At 59.2% G+C, this 13,454-nt stretch carries 16 protein-coding genes; 13 read left to right on the forward strand and 3 right to left on the reverse strand.

What is annotated here, in order from left to right; all coding sequences use genetic code 11:
- The first annotated feature begins 137 nt into the window (after window positions 1-137).
- From CHY22_RS00100 to CHY22_RS00145, 10 genes are all read left to right on the forward strand, one after another.
- Window positions 138-938 carry a polyphenol oxidase family protein gene (locus CHY22_RS00100; RefSeq protein WP_089571585.1) on the forward strand — a complete coding sequence of 267 codons (801 nt, stop codon included), beginning with the start codon at window positions 138-140 and terminating at the stop codon, window positions 936-938.
- Window positions 935-1,771 (forward strand): phosphate ABC transporter substrate-binding protein, encoded by an 837-nt coding sequence (locus tag CHY22_RS00105; RefSeq protein ID WP_089571586.1) that lies wholly within the window; start codon window positions 935-937, stop codon window positions 1,769-1,771. Before CHY22_RS00100 ends, CHY22_RS00105 begins: the two co-directional genes overlap by 4 nt.
- Window position 1,772: 1 nt before the next feature.
- The gene (pstC, locus tag CHY22_RS00110; RefSeq protein WP_089571587.1) at window positions 1,773-2,699 is read left to right on the forward strand and encodes a phosphate ABC transporter permease subunit PstC; all 927 of its coding nucleotides are present in this window, start codon (window positions 1,773-1,775) and stop codon (window positions 2,697-2,699) included.
- A gap of 3 nt (window positions 2,700-2,702) precedes the next feature.
- Window positions 2,703-3,608 (forward strand): phosphate ABC transporter permease PstA, encoded by a 906-nt coding sequence (gene pstA, locus CHY22_RS00115; RefSeq protein ID WP_055251684.1) that lies wholly within the window; start codon window positions 2,703-2,705, stop codon window positions 3,606-3,608.
- A 12-nt stretch (window positions 3,609-3,620) separates the two neighbouring features.
- Window positions 3,621-4,424: a phosphate ABC transporter ATP-binding protein PstB gene (pstB, locus tag CHY22_RS00120; RefSeq protein WP_089571588.1), complete on the forward strand. Its 804-nt coding sequence runs from the start codon at window positions 3,621-3,623 to the stop codon at window positions 4,422-4,424.
- 92 nt (window positions 4,425-4,516) lie between these two features.
- The gene (locus tag CHY22_RS00125; protein ID WP_089571589.1) at window positions 4,517-5,374 is read left to right on the forward strand and encodes a PhoU domain-containing protein; all 858 of its coding nucleotides are present in this window, start codon (window positions 4,517-4,519) and stop codon (window positions 5,372-5,374) included.
- Window positions 5,375-5,493: 119 nt separating this feature from the next.
- Window positions 5,494-6,231 carry a YggS family pyridoxal phosphate-dependent enzyme gene (locus CHY22_RS00130; protein ID WP_089571590.1) on the forward strand — a complete coding sequence of 246 codons (738 nt, stop codon included), beginning with the start codon at window positions 5,494-5,496 and terminating at the stop codon, window positions 6,229-6,231.
- A gap of 60 nt (window positions 6,232-6,291) precedes the next feature.
- The gene (locus CHY22_RS00135; RefSeq protein ID WP_089571591.1) at window positions 6,292-7,014 is read left to right on the forward strand and encodes a cell division protein SepF; all 723 of its coding nucleotides are present in this window, start codon (window positions 6,292-6,294) and stop codon (window positions 7,012-7,014) included.
- A gap of 57 nt (window positions 7,015-7,071) precedes the next feature.
- Entirely contained in the window at window positions 7,072-7,317 is a 246-nt protein-coding gene (locus tag CHY22_RS00140; protein WP_227790178.1) for a YggT family protein, read from the forward strand.
- Window positions 7,318-7,378: 61 nt separating this feature from the next.
- Window positions 7,379-8,053 carry a DivIVA domain-containing protein gene (locus CHY22_RS00145; protein ID WP_006234242.1) on the forward strand — a complete coding sequence of 225 codons (675 nt, stop codon included), beginning with the start codon at window positions 7,379-7,381 and terminating at the stop codon, window positions 8,051-8,053.
- 165 nt (window positions 8,054-8,218) lie between these two features.
- Here CHY22_RS00145 and CHY22_RS00150 read toward each other — a convergent pair whose 3' ends face one another.
- From CHY22_RS00150 to CHY22_RS00160, 3 genes are all read right to left on the reverse strand, one after another.
- Complete coding sequence (locus CHY22_RS00150; RefSeq protein ID WP_089571592.1) at window positions 8,219-8,749, reverse strand: nitroreductase family protein; 531 nt, start codon at window positions 8,747-8,749, stop codon at window positions 8,219-8,221.
- 286 nt (window positions 8,750-9,035) lie between these two features.
- Complete coding sequence (locus tag CHY22_RS00155; protein WP_055251695.1) at window positions 9,036-9,659, reverse strand: DUF47 family protein; 624 nt, start codon at window positions 9,657-9,659, stop codon at window positions 9,036-9,038.
- A 67-nt stretch (window positions 9,660-9,726) separates the two neighbouring features.
- Window positions 9,727-10,776, reverse strand: coding sequence for an inorganic phosphate transporter (locus tag CHY22_RS00160; RefSeq protein ID WP_055251696.1), 1,050 nt, complete (start codon window positions 10,774-10,776; stop codon window positions 9,727-9,729).
- 250 nt (window positions 10,777-11,026) lie between these two features.
- Here CHY22_RS00160 and CHY22_RS00165 point away from each other — a divergent pair, with 250 nt between their 5' ends.
- From CHY22_RS00165 to CHY22_RS00175, 3 genes are all read left to right on the forward strand, one after another.
- Window positions 11,027-11,365 (forward strand): hypothetical protein, encoded by a 339-nt coding sequence (locus CHY22_RS00165; RefSeq protein ID WP_143325644.1) that lies wholly within the window; start codon window positions 11,027-11,029, stop codon window positions 11,363-11,365.
- A gap of 80 nt (window positions 11,366-11,445) precedes the next feature.
- A complete protein-coding gene (locus tag CHY22_RS00170) occupies window positions 11,446-12,141 on the forward strand; it encodes a Bax inhibitor-1 family protein (protein WP_089571594.1) in 696 nt (231 codons plus the stop codon).
- A gap of 140 nt (window positions 12,142-12,281) precedes the next feature.
- Window positions 12,282-13,412, forward strand: a complete 1,131-nt coding sequence (locus CHY22_RS00175) for a TIGR02452 family protein (protein ID WP_089571595.1) — start codon at window positions 12,282-12,284, stop codon at window positions 13,410-13,412.
- Window positions 13,413-13,454: the final 42 nt, after the last annotated feature.

Consider the following 13,454-nt stretch of genomic DNA (forward strand, 5'->3'; position numbering starts at 1 on the left):
AAAGCCTCCAATCTCCTTACGTTCCCTTTACGTTTGGTCCCTACCGCTGCGGGTATCCTTTTAAGGAAGTATGACAGCCGTATAAACGCGGACTGCGCGGCGACGCCGCGGTACTTGTGTTATTAGGAGGCTTTAGTATGGCAGCACGTGCGGACAACGTTTCGCGTGTCGACCATGATGGAGTTACGTTGGTGGAGGGCGCGACATCCGATGTCCGTTTTGCCTTTACCGAGCGCACCGGTGGCGTTTCTGAAGATGCGTACTCCTCGCTCAACCTGGGCTCGCATGTAGGCGATGACCCCTTTGCTGTTCAAGAAAATCGTCGTCGAGCGCTCGAAGCTATGGGCGCCACTGAGTGCGAGCATAATCTGCTCGTGCCCAATCAGGTACATGGTGACCATATCGTTACGGTGACTTCGAACGGCGCCGACGATCTTGAGGCTGTTCGCGAGCAGATTGCCGAGGGCTGCGATGCCATCGTCTGTACGGCCCATGACGTGCCCGTGCTGCTCTGCTTTGCCGACTGCGTTCCCGTGGTGCTGGTGGCCCCTGGCGGATTTGCCGTGGTGCACTCCGGTTGGAAGGGCACGATTGCACGTATTTCTGCCAAGGCGTGCCAGGCGCTTTGCGATGCTGCCGGCTGCGATGCGAGCGACGTTTCCGCCTATATCGGCCCCCATATCTTGGCTGACGAATATGAGGTATCCCAGGAACTCATGGATCGCTTTGCCGTCGAGTTCTCTTGCATCGATGCGAGCGCCTCTCGCATGCTCGATCTTTCCGCTGCCATTTGTGAGGCGCTGGTAGATGCCGGTGTGGACGCGGATAATATCGTGGATACCCAGCTTTCGACTGTGCGTCAGAACGACCGCTTTTATTCCTACCGTAACGAGGACGGCACCTGTGGGCGCCATGCTGCGATCGGCGTGATGCTATGAGAAAGATCGTATCGGTCCTGAGCGCCGCTGTGCTTACGCTTACGCTGTGCGCCTGTTCTTCGGGATCTTCTACCTCTTCCATTACCGTGGCCGGCTCCACGACCTGCCTTCCTATCGCCGAAATTGCGGCAGAGGGCTTTAAGGAGGAGACCGGCATCGACGTGCTCGTTTCCGGTTTGGGCTCTTCCGCTGGCATCGAAGCCGTCAGCGCTGGCACGGCCGATATCGCCAGCTCCTCCCGTGGACTCAATGCCGACGAACAGGATCTGGGCCTGACTCCCATCGTCATTGCCCACGACGGTATCGCGGTCATCGTGAACGAAGACAACCCCGTCGATAACCTCTCGACCGAGCAGCTCCGCGATATCTATGCCGGCAAGATCACCAACTGGAAAGAAGTCGGTGGCGAGGACCTGAAGATTCAGGTTATCAACCGAGATGAGGCGTCTGGCACGCGTGAAGCCTTCCGCACCATCGTGATGGACGGCACCCCGTTCGATCGCCGCTCCGCCGTTCTTTCGGGCACGGGCCAGGTGCGCGACGTGGTATCTCGTTCGCGCGGGGCTATCGGCTACATTTCGCTGGGCTTCGTCGATAGCCTCAACGCCAAGACCTCGGTCAAGGCCGTCTCGGTCAATCATGTTGAGGCGTCCGAGAAGACGGTCGCGAGTGGCGGCTATCCCATCTCGCGCGACCTTTACTTCTTTGTGAAGGGTGCGCCTTCGCAGCAGGCGCAGGATTACATCGACTACGTGACGTCCGAAAAGATGGACAAGCAGATTCGCGAGGCGGGCTTTATTCCCGTCACCAACGACGAGAAGGGGAGTGAGTAGCATGGAAGCACAGGAAAACTCCCAGACTGAGCAGAATGCTCAGGCGCCCAAGAAGCGCGAGCTGGCGCTCGTATCGCGCAGCACCTATATCAAGGAGAAGGCGCTGCAGTGGATTTTCTTTGCCTGCGCGTTCTTGGCGGTTGTTACCGTCATCCTGATTTTTGTCTTTACCACGTACTCGGCGCTGCCCGTCTTTACCGACATCGGTCTGGCGGACTTCTTTAGCTTTACGTGGGCGCCCTCTGAGGGCCACTACGGCATCGTGTCGCTGCTTGCCGGCTCGGGTCTGGTGACCGTCGGTGCGCTCGCCATGGGTGTGCCCCTAGGCGTGGGCACGGCCGTGTATCTGGTCGAGATCGCCAGCAAGCGCGTGCGCAAGCTCATCAGCCCTGCCGTTGACCTGTTGGCCGGCATCCCTTCTATCATCTATGGCTTCTTTGGCATGATCATCATCCGTCCGTTTATCGCGCAACTGACCGGTGGTCTTGGTTTTGGTGCGCTGACGGCGTGGTTCGTGCTTGCCATCATGATCGTCCCTACCATCACGACGCTTACCATCGATGCCCTCAATTCCATTCCCATGGGTATTCGCGAGGCATCGTATGCCATGGGTGCTACTAAGTGGCAGACCATCTATAAGGTCGTGCTACCTGCCGCCAAGCTGGGTATCGTGGATGCGATCGTGCTGGGTATGGGCCGTGCCATCGGCGAGACCATGGCCGTGCTCATGGTCGTGGGTAACGCCCCGGTTATTCCCGACAGCATTGCGAGCCCCATCTCGACGCTCACGAGCCAGATCGCGCTCGACATGAGCTATTCCTCGGGTCTGCACCGCTCGGCGCTGTTCGGCATGGGCGTGGTCCTGTTTATCATCTCCGCCACGCTGGTGGGCGTCGTCCGTCTGATTTCCAAGAAGAAGAGGGGGTAGGCTATGTCCGATTCCGTTGACACGACGGTCGATACGACCTCGTCGCGCGAGCGCATCAAGCGTGCCCTTTCCCATGGCAAGAAAGGTCGCATCAACAAGGACCTGTCCAACAAGATCATGCTCGGCGTATTCCGCGCGGCTGCCTACATCACCACGCTGGTGCTGGTCGCTATCATTGCCTATGTGGTCATTAACGGCCTGCCGCATATCTCGCTCGACTTTATCTTCGGTTGGCCCCAGGGCGTCAACGCCGAGGGCGGTATTTGGCCCACGATCGTCTCGACCGTCTATGTGACGGCGCTCGCCATGCTTATCTGCACGCCGATCGCTGTGCTGGCAGCCGTCTATCTGGCCGAGTACGCCAAGCAGGGCAAGATCGTCGAGCTCATTCGCTACGCTGCTGACGCTTTGGCCTCGGTGCCCTCCATCGTTATGGGCCTGTTTGGCTACGCCTTGTTTGTCGAGGCTATGGGTCTGGGCCTTTCGATGGTCTCGGCCGCTCTGGCGCTTGCGCTCTTGATGCTTCCCATCGTCATGCGCACCACCGAAGAGGCCATTCGCGCCGTTCCGCGCTATATCCGTTGGGGCGCGTATGGCCTGGGCGCCACCAAGTGGCAGGTTGTCTCCAAGATCGTGCTTCCTTCTGCCTTTGGCCGTATTGCCACGGGCATTGTCCTTGCCATCGGCCGTGCCATTGGCGAGACCGCCGTGGTGCTCTACACCATGGGCCAGGCCATCAATCTACCTATCTCGCCGCTCGATTCCGGCCGCCCCATGACCGTTCACCTGTACCTGCTTGCCAACGACGGCATCAACATGAACGCAGCCTACGGCACCGCGCTCTTGCTGATGGTGATCATTCTGGCCTTCAACCTGTTTGCGCGCTTCCTGTCGCGCAAGCGTCGCTAGTTAAGGAGTCCCATGTCCGTTTATCAGTCCGCTCCCACGCTGGAGCAAGCGGCCATTACGGCCAAGGATTTCAACTTTTGGTACGGTGACTTTCATGCGCTGACGGGGCTCGACCTCAACATCGCCAAAAACGCCATCACCTCCTTCATTGGCCCTTCGGGCTGCGGCAAGTCGACGTTTTTGCGCTGCATCAACCGCATGAATGACCTGATCGAGGGTACGCGCGTCGAGGGCACCATGACGCTCGACGGCAACGATATCTATGCCGAGGGCGTCGACCCGGTCGACCTCCGTCGCCGCGTGGGCATGATTTTTCAGCAGCCCAACCCGTTTCCCAAATCCATCTACGAGAATGTCGCCTTTGGCCCTCGTCTGCAGGGCGTGACTAGCAAAAGCGACCTCGATGACATCGTGGAAGAATCGCTCAAGCGCGCCAACCTCTGGAAAGAGGTATCCAATCAGCTCAACAAGGATGGTTTGGCGCTCTCGGGCGGTCAGCAGCAGCGTCTGTGCATCGCGCGCGTGCTTGCGGTGCAACCCGATGTCCTCCTGATGGACGAGCCCTGCTCCGCCATCGACCCCACGTCCGTCTCTAAGGTCGAGGATTTGATGGCCGAGCTGGCGCCCGAGATGACGATCATCATCGTCACGCATTCAATGCAGCAGGCAGCTCGTATCAGCGACTACACCGCATTCTTCTTGCAGGAAGTTGCCGGTGAGCCTGCCACGCTCATCGAGTATGGTCAAACCGACGCGATCTTCACCAGCCCGGTGGACTCGCGGACGGAAGACTATATCACCGGCCGCTTTGGCTGATCGGTGCGACTAGTCCCAAGCCGATCGGACCTGGTCCGGTGCGTATTCACTGTGCGGGCGGCATGACCGCACCCAACTGATTGGAGTGAACCATGCGTAAACTGTTTTCCCGTCAGCTCATCGAGGCCCGCCACGAGATGCTGAGCATCTACGAGGCCGTCGATCTGGCCCTCCACGATGCCGTGAAGGCCTATGTGACCGACGACCGCAAGCTCGCCACCAAGACCAAGAAGCGCACGCTTTCGATTGACGCGCGCTGCGCCAACTTGGAGGCCGTGTGCTACAACCTGATCGCCACGCAGTCACCGGTCGCCTCCGACTTCCGCTTGCTGCAGACGATTATCTACGTCGACTTTAACCTGCAGCGCATGACCGATAAGGTTCGCCAGATCTGCCGCGCCACGCGTCACATGGTCAAGGCCGACATCTCGCTGCCCCAGGAGCTCGTCGGTACGGTTGAGGCCGAGGCCGAAGCTGTTTACCAGGTGCTGGGCTCTTCGCTTTCTGCGCTCGTCACCAATGACATGTCCATCATCTGCAACTTGGCCGTCGAGGACGAGCCGGCGCACGCCGCCTACGAGAAGTTCTTCCGCACCTTTAACCGTATGGATACGGGCGACTTTATGGACGACGACAGCAACTATGACGACCTGCGCCGCGCTATCATGGTTTCGCGCTACCTCGATCGCATCGCTTCGATTTCCATCGATGCCGCTTGCCGTCTGACCTTCCTGTTGACTGGTCAGCGTATGAACGCCGGCGATATCGCCCGTGTGGACGAGGATGAGCTCGAGAGCATGCGCGTGCCTTCGGGCGAGGGTGTTATCATGAGGCCCGCCGTCGACGCTCGCTACGTTGCCAAGGTGCCCGCTAACGAGGTCAGCGAGGGTCTTCGCTACCTGCTCGATCATCTTGAGGACGAGGACGATGGCGAGGACGACGAGGAGTAAGTAGCCCCGTTCGTCGAAAGATTGTAAATACCTAAGTGAGCGCGGCCTTGCACATGCGGGGCCGCGCTCTTGCGTTAGCATGGGACTACTTGTTTGGCTGTCAGCGGAGGCGATTGGCAATGGATAACTATTTGGATTTGATGCGCGCTCGCCGCGAGCAGATTCTGGAACGTTTTTATGCGGCGCTCGATCGCGCGGGCCGCCCCCACGACGCCGCGCGCCTCATTGCCGTGTCCAAGACCGTTGGTGTCGATGAGACTGTTGCTGCCATCCAGGCGGGGTATCGCCATTTTGCCGAGAACCGCCCGCAGGAGCTGGTTCGCAAGCTCACGGGTCTGGCGGAGCATCCGGAGCTGCCCGAGGTGCGCTTCGATATGATCGGCAACCTGCAGACCAATAAGATCAATGCGGTGCTGGGCTCAGCCGAGCTGATTCACTCGGTGGGTTCGCTGCATCTGGCACAGGCGATCTCGAGCCGTGCTGTCCGCAAGATTGAGGCAGGCGAGCTCGCCGGCCCCCAGCGTGTGCTCATCGAGGTCAATGTGAGTGGTGAGGAGTCGAAGGGAGGCTTTTCGCCCGATGAGATTCGCGCCGCCGCGGGTGAGCTTGCGGAACTTGAGGGAATTTGCGTACAGGGGCTTATGACTATGGCGCCCCGGGGGAATAAGGATGTGGCACGCCGCACCTTTGCGGGGCTTCGTGAGCTGAGGGATGAGCTGGAGGCTGCGCATCCCGATTTGAACCTGCCTGAGCTTTCCTGCGGCATGAGCGAGGACTTTGAGCCTGCCCTTGAGGAGGGCTCTACGCTCGTTCGCCTGGGCAGGGTAGTATTTAGCCCGGAGTTTGCAGTAAAATAAGGCTCTGAAGTGCGCACTGATTATCGGGGCGCCTGCACTAAACCGCGAGAGGACACAACCATGGGCTTCCTTGACGAGATTAAAAATAAGATGCACCTGGGCGGCCAGCAGGGTTACGACCAGGGTTATGGCCAGGACGACGACTACGGCTACGATGACGGCTATGACGATAGTTATCAGGGCAACGGCTACGGCGGTGCTTCGGGCGAGGGCTTCTACACCCAAGACGAGCCGAGCAACGGCCTGCTTGGTCAGACGCGCCGCGGTGAAGCTGAGTCGGTTGCCGTGTATACGCGCTCCGGTCAGCTGGTCGGCGATGACTCCCGCCATGCCACGACGTATAACCCGCCTTCGCGCTCGCAGGACAGTGTTGCGAGCGGTTATCGTCCTGGTGCCTATGACACGCCGTCGAGCTACGCCGAGAACACCCGCGCCCGTGCCGCCGCTGCGCCCGCGCCTGCACCGAGTGATGCCTCGGCCTATGCGAGCAATATCATCAACGCCACGCCGCAGCTGCCGGCCTATGTCCTGCGCCCCGAGAGCTATGACGACGTGGAGACCGTGGTGCGCCGCGTTCGCACCAAGCAGCCTGTCGCACTGATTTTTGTGGGCGTACGCACCGAAGTTGCTAAGCGCGTCTTGGACTTCTCTTACGGCTTTGCCTGCGGTCTGGGTGCCACGGTCAAGGAGGTGGGCGACCGCGTGTTCATGGTGCTGCCCGCCGGCTGCGAGGTCAAAGATTCCGATCTCAAGAAGCTTCGTGCCGACGGCTACCTTAAGTAAAGACAAGACGAGGAGATTCCCATCAACATCTACACTATCGTCCAGCTGGTCAACACGCTGTTCAACTTCTATTCTACGCTCATTGTCGTCTACTGCTTTATGACGTGGATTCCCATGAAGCAGGGTGGTTTGCTTCAGGATATTGCTGCGGTGCTCGATAGCGTGTGCGGTCCGTGGCTCAACCTGTTCCGTCGTTTCATCCCGCCGATGGGCGGTATCGATTTTTCGCCGGTCGTTGCGATTATTGCGTTGCAGTTGGTGCAGAGGCTGGTTCTGCAGCTTCTTATAGGTATACTCGTATAGAACTGACTTAGTAACTTACGTCGGGCGTGTAGCGCCGAGGCGATGAAAAAGGAGACTTGTTATGGCTATTACCCCTGCAGACATCCAGGCTCAGACTTTCTCTGAGGCCAAGCGTGGCTACGATCCCGCCGAGGTCGACGTCTTCTTGGAGACGCTGTCCTCCGAGGTTGACGCTATGCTCGCTAAGATCGTCGACCTTAAGGGTCGCCTGACTGCTACCGAGCAGCAGCTTGCCGATGCGCAGGCTCAGCTTGCCCAGGCTCAGGATGCCACCGCCCAAGCCGTTCCTGCCGCCCCCGTGGCTGCTCCCGCCCCTGACTTCTCCGCTCAGGAGCGCCAGATTTCCGCTGCCCTGATCGCTGCCCAGCAGACCGCTGAGACCATCGTCAACGATGCCAACGAGAACGCTGAGCGTATCCGCAACGAGGCTGACGCTAAGGCACGCGAGGTTATCCGCCAGGCTCTGACCGAGAAGCAGGCCGAGCTCGAGGAAATCGATCGTCTCAAGGCTTCCCGCGAGGAGTTCAAGGCCGAGTACCTCAAGCTCATCCAGCACTTCATGGACGATGCCCAGAACTCCTTCCCGGCCGACCTCATGGCCTCCACGCCGGTCGGTTCTGCCGCTTCTCCTGCGGTGACTGTTCCCGCCGAGCCGCTGCCCGTCGCTGACCCGGTTGTCCCCGTGGCCGATCCCTTCGCCCCGATCGACAACTTTGCCGCCGACGACCTGGACTAGCATCAGAGCTACAATCTAGTGTCCTTAAGAGGAGCTCGCACCTGCGGGCTCCTTTTTTGTGGCTGTATACGGGTTGGGAAACAAAACGCCGAGCTCTGCATGCGATAGGACAGAACTCGGCGAAGGGCGCGTGGTAAAAGGTAGATTTTAAGGTATGTCTAAAAACTACTTGAGGAGGAAGTTGGAGAGGGGAATAGTGCGGGCCTCGCGATGCTCGGGATCGGCGATGTGGTCGGCGGGATAGCCACAGACGAGCATGTGATAGGGATAGACGCCCTTGGGCAGATTGAACTGCTCCTGTGCCACCTCAGGCTTAAAATGGCATACCCAGCACGTTCCCAGGCCCTGCTCGGTGGCCTCCATCATCATCTGGTCGCACACGATGGACGTATCGATTTCACTGGAATTCATCTGGTCATACGGGCGCACCCAAGCATCATCGGTAACGCTGCAAATAAGGAAGACAAGCGGAGCTCCAAAGATAGACCCATCACGAGCAAACCGAGGCTGACAAGCAGCAGCCTTCTCCAACAGCTCAGGCGTATCCAGCACCATCACACGGGCTGGATGATTATTACAAGCAGAAGGAGCAATCCGCCCCGCCTCAACAATGGCATCCACTACCGACTGCTCAACAGGACGGTCCTCAAAAGAACGACAAGAATACCGACCACGAGCCAGATCCAAATAAGACATACAAGCCCTCCTAAAATTAAAAATCAAACAAACCAAAAGTAACCCAAAGAGTACCCAAAGCAGCAATCAGCCAAACGCTCATCAAGGGCCAAAGTGTCCGAACGGGTACCATAGGTCCCTTCAGCCAAACCCCCATCGCGCTAAATCTATCAGCCAAAGTTCCCAATGGTGGTGCATAAGGGAGCGGGCCCGGCCACTAATAACCTTTTGAACGACTCTGCTTGCAGCCGGAGTGAAAAAGGTTATTAGTGGCCGGGCCCGCGACCGGTGGGACATGTACCCCCAATTAACTGTTCTTCATGACGATCGAATCCACGACATCGGCCACATTCTCACAGCAGTCGGCGCAGTACTCCAGGAAGGCGTACACGTCACGCCAAGCGATGACCTCGAGCGGGTCCTTGCCGTTAACGTGCAGGTTACGCATGGCGTTGATATAGAGCTCGTCGGCCTCGGACTCGATGGTGTTGATCTGGATGACGAGCTCGCGCAGCGTTTTGGACTTGCGGTAGTTAGGCAGCTCGACCATCAGGTCTTTCATGGCGCGGCAGGCGTCGGTCACCTTGTGGGCGATCACGATGGCATCGGGATGGATGCTCTGGATGTTGGTGAAGTAGACGCGCTGCACGACGCCCTCGATGCGGTCGAGCACGGTGTCGAGCGAGCAGCTCATCAGGTCCAGATCCTCGCGCTCAAGCGGGGTGATAAAGGCGGTGAGCAGGGCGTCCTCAAGCTCATGGTGCTTCTTGTCGGCCGCATGCTCGATCGCATGCATCTTGTCGAGCATATCGTGAATCTTTGCGGGATCGAAGTTCTCGAAAATCTTGGTAAGCAGCTCGGCGGCCTGGACGGCGAGGTCGGCGCAGGCGACGTAGTTGTCAAAGTAGAACGAATCGGGTTTCTTTGCCATGAGTGGGTCCTTTCGAGGCGAAGACGGGTGGGTGAGGTGTTACGGTCCGGATGGACGTTCGGTTTGATTAGATGAACATCATGAACAGCTTGGCCATGACAAAGCTGATGAGTCCGCAGGCGGGGAAGGTGAAGAACCAGGTGAACATCATGTCCTTGACGACGCCGAAGTTGATGGCCGAGAGGCGTTTGACGGCACCGACGCCCATGATGGCGCAGGTCTTGATGTGCGTGGAGGACACGGGGATGCCGGTAAGGGTGGCAAGCAGCAGGTTCGCGGCGCCCGCCAGGTCGGCGGAGAAGCCCTGGTACTTTTCGAGCTTGACCATGCTCTGGCCAACGGACTTGATGATGCGCTCGCCACCCACGCTGGTGCCGATGCCCATGGTGGCCGAGCATAGCAGCATAATCCAGATGGGGATGCCGGCATCGCCGACGCTCGTCTGGCCGCTGGCAAAGGCCACGCCTAAAAAGAGCACGCCGATGAACTTCTGTCCATCCTGCGCGCCGTGCATAAAGCTCATGGCCGCAGCGCTCGCGATCTGAGCGTATTTAAAGAAGACATTGGCACGTCGCCTGTTGGCGGCGGCGAAAAGAATCGAGACGAGCTTGCACAGGACCCAGCCCATGACAAAGCCCAGACCGATGGAGAGCGCCAGGCCGTAGATGACCTTCATCCACTCGTGGACGTTGACGCTGCTCGCACCGCCGAGGGCGATGGCGGCACCGGTCAGGCCGGCGATAAGGCTGTGGCTTTGCGAGGTGGGGATGCCAAAACGCGACGCTGTGGCGCCGTAGACGACGATGGAGAACAGCGCCGCGCACAGACAGGCGAGCGCCATGGTGCTGTTTCCGCCAAAGTCGACAATATGGGAGATGGTGTTGGCGACGCTCGCGTTAAAGTGCGTCATGATGAGCACGCCCAAGAAGTTGAATGCGGCACTCATGAGAATGGCGGCGCGGGCGGGCATGCAACGCGTAGTGACGCAGGTCGCGATGGCGTTGGGTGCGTCGGTCCATCCATTGACGAAGATGGCGCCGAGCGCGAGGATCACGGTGACGGCAAGGACTGGGTTCGACACAAGTTGGCCGAGGAAGGTTGAGAACGTTACGTCCATATATGGGCTTTCTCGAAGTTTGCAGGCACGTTACAGAAACATGATAAATCGTATCACCTCCTGCGGGTTTCTTTACCGAGTTCTGATGGGAGCAGTGAATTTTTTGGCACTAAAATTGAATATTATCCCTGTTGACCGCGGGTGTTCTTTTTGCTAACACGCCATGCGGACACATGCGATCGCTCCGACACCCCAAAACCACAGTCTGTTCGCTTTACAATATGCAAACATGCGTTCGATAATAGGAGGCATGGAATATCGACAGACAGACGGCAAAACTCGGCGCGTGCACAAGCAGTATGTGGACGTCGTGGCTCGCATTCTCGCGGGCGGACAGGTTGTGCCGGTTACCGTCTGCTGGGTTGACGGTCGCTGCTTTACGATTGACGAGATTGTCTCGTCCACCGGTTTTGGCCTGACGGTTCACGGCATTCGTACGGCGACTTATAAGGTTCGTTTTGGCGGACATGCGACCGAACTGTATCTGGAAGGACAGGCACGCGAGCGACCGGATGGCTCGCAGACTCATCTGATGCGTTGGTGGGTGTGGGCGTTCGACCGAACACTCGAGAGCGAGCGCCGCAGGTAAGAACGCGTGGCGTTCGGGTACAATGGCAGGAAACTTGTCAGCTACGGCGCCGTCGCGGTGCTTTTTGAAAGGACGAAATTATGAACGATATCCAGGGCTATCAGAATGGCCCCATCGAGACCGGCGCAAGCCGTGCCAAGGAGATGTCGCCGCGCGCGTACAACCTTGTCATGTCTGCTCTGATCTTTTTGGGCTTTTGCGCCATGGGCGCCGGTGCTTACTTTACGAGCACCATGTCGTTTGCGCGCATGATGATGAGCGGCGCCGCTTTGCCGCTGGTCTTTGGCTCATTTATTTTGACCATCGTCGGCATGGTCATGATGTCGGCTGCTGCCAGCAAACAGTCCGTGGGCCTGTCACTCGTGGGCTACGTGGTCTTTGCGAGCACCTTTGGCCTGACGGCGTCGTTTGGTCTTGCCAACTACGACCTGCCTACCATTAACACCGCCTTTATCGCCACGGCCGCCATCACCTTTGTCTTTGGTGCGCTGGGCGTGACCTTCCCCAAGTTCTTCCAGCGTGTGTATGGCATTGGTTTTGGCATCCTGCTTGCCACGATTCTGGTCGAGATCGTGCTGATGTTCATGGGCGTTCCGCAGTCCATCACCGACCTGATCGCGATCGTGGTGTTCGCCGGCTTCATCGGCTACGACACCTATGTGGCAACGACGGTGCCGCCCACGCTGCCCAACGCCGTGCTCATGGCATCCAACCTGTTCGTGGACATCATCAACGTGTTCCTGCGCATTCTGAACATCCTCGGCCGTCGCGATTAAAGCGCGGCATTGCGATGCTTCCTGCCGGACACGGTAAAACGATGCGAAAGGCGGTCCTTCGGGGCCGTCTTTTTTGTGCACGGCGGGGTATCATGGATGGGAAAAGCCGATAGCGGCAGCGACAGGAAAGGTGGCCATGTATGGCAGACGTCGACAACAGGAACCGTAACCGCAGGTCCAACCGAGCGGGTCAGCCCAATCCCAAGCGTGAGGCGCGTGCCAAGGCCGCCGAGCGCCATGTGGCGGCCGTGTCCGAGGCCTGCGCCAAGGACATCGAGCGTTCGCTTGCCGGCGTGTGCGAGTTCGATGGTATGCCTGCCGGTTTTGTCGCGGCGATGAAGGCCAAGACCCAGAAGGCGGCTGCTGAGGGGCAAGCTGCCGAGGAGTCTGAGGCCGCCGAGGTCGAGACCGCTGAGGTCGCGTCCGCCGAGACCGAGGCTGCGGTCGAGCCTGCGCCCGCAGAGGAGGCCGCGGAGACCGAGCCCGCGTCTGCCGCCGAGGAGCCCGCTCCGGTCCTGCCCGAGGTCACCGTGCTCGACGCCTCTGCCACGCAGGCCATTCTGGATAACGGCCGAGGCTACGCGCAGTTCTGCGACATGGCCGTACTCGCCTTTGCCTCGTTCACCAACCCGGGCGGTGGCTACATCCAGGGCTATCTGGGCCAGGAGGCCACGCTGTGCGCCGATTCGTATCTGTACAACGTTCTCGATAAGCAGCGTAAATGGTACGGCGAGAACCGTCGCCGCAACATCAACTGTGAGCTGTACCGCAACCGTGCGCTGGTGGTGCCCGCGGTGCGCTTCGACCGTAACCATGTGCACGCCTATGCCGACGTAATCGTCGCCGCTGCGCCCAACGCCAAGCGTGCTCGCCAGGAGTACCGCGTGAGCGGCGATGCCTTGCTTGACGCTCTGCGCGATCGCATCCGCTTTGTGCTTGCCATTTGCGACGAGCTGGGCCGCGAGAAACTCGTGCTGGGTGCTTGGGGCTGCGAGAACAACGGCTTTGACGCCGAGGCCGTGGCCGAGCTCTTCCGCAAGGAGCTCGCGTCGGGCGACTTCAAGGTCAAGCAGGTCTTCTTTGCCGTGCCCTCTACGCGCTGGGATGAGGACTTTGCCAAGTTCGAGCACGTGCTGGCAAAGTTCCCCGAGCGCAACGAAGAGTCCTATGCCCAGGTTGCCGCCCGCGCCGCAGCCGCTCGTGCCGCCGAGCAGGCCCAGGCAGCAGCCGAGGACGATGAGGACGAGGACGACTGGCGCAAGTACCTGTAAGCGGTGCGCGCGATGTGATATGCCAAGCCGACGGGAGGGGTT

It is taken from the genome of Collinsella sp. TF06-26 (assembly GCF_002232035.1).
Classification (GTDB): Bacteria; Actinomycetota; Coriobacteriia; order Coriobacteriales; family Coriobacteriaceae; genus Collinsella.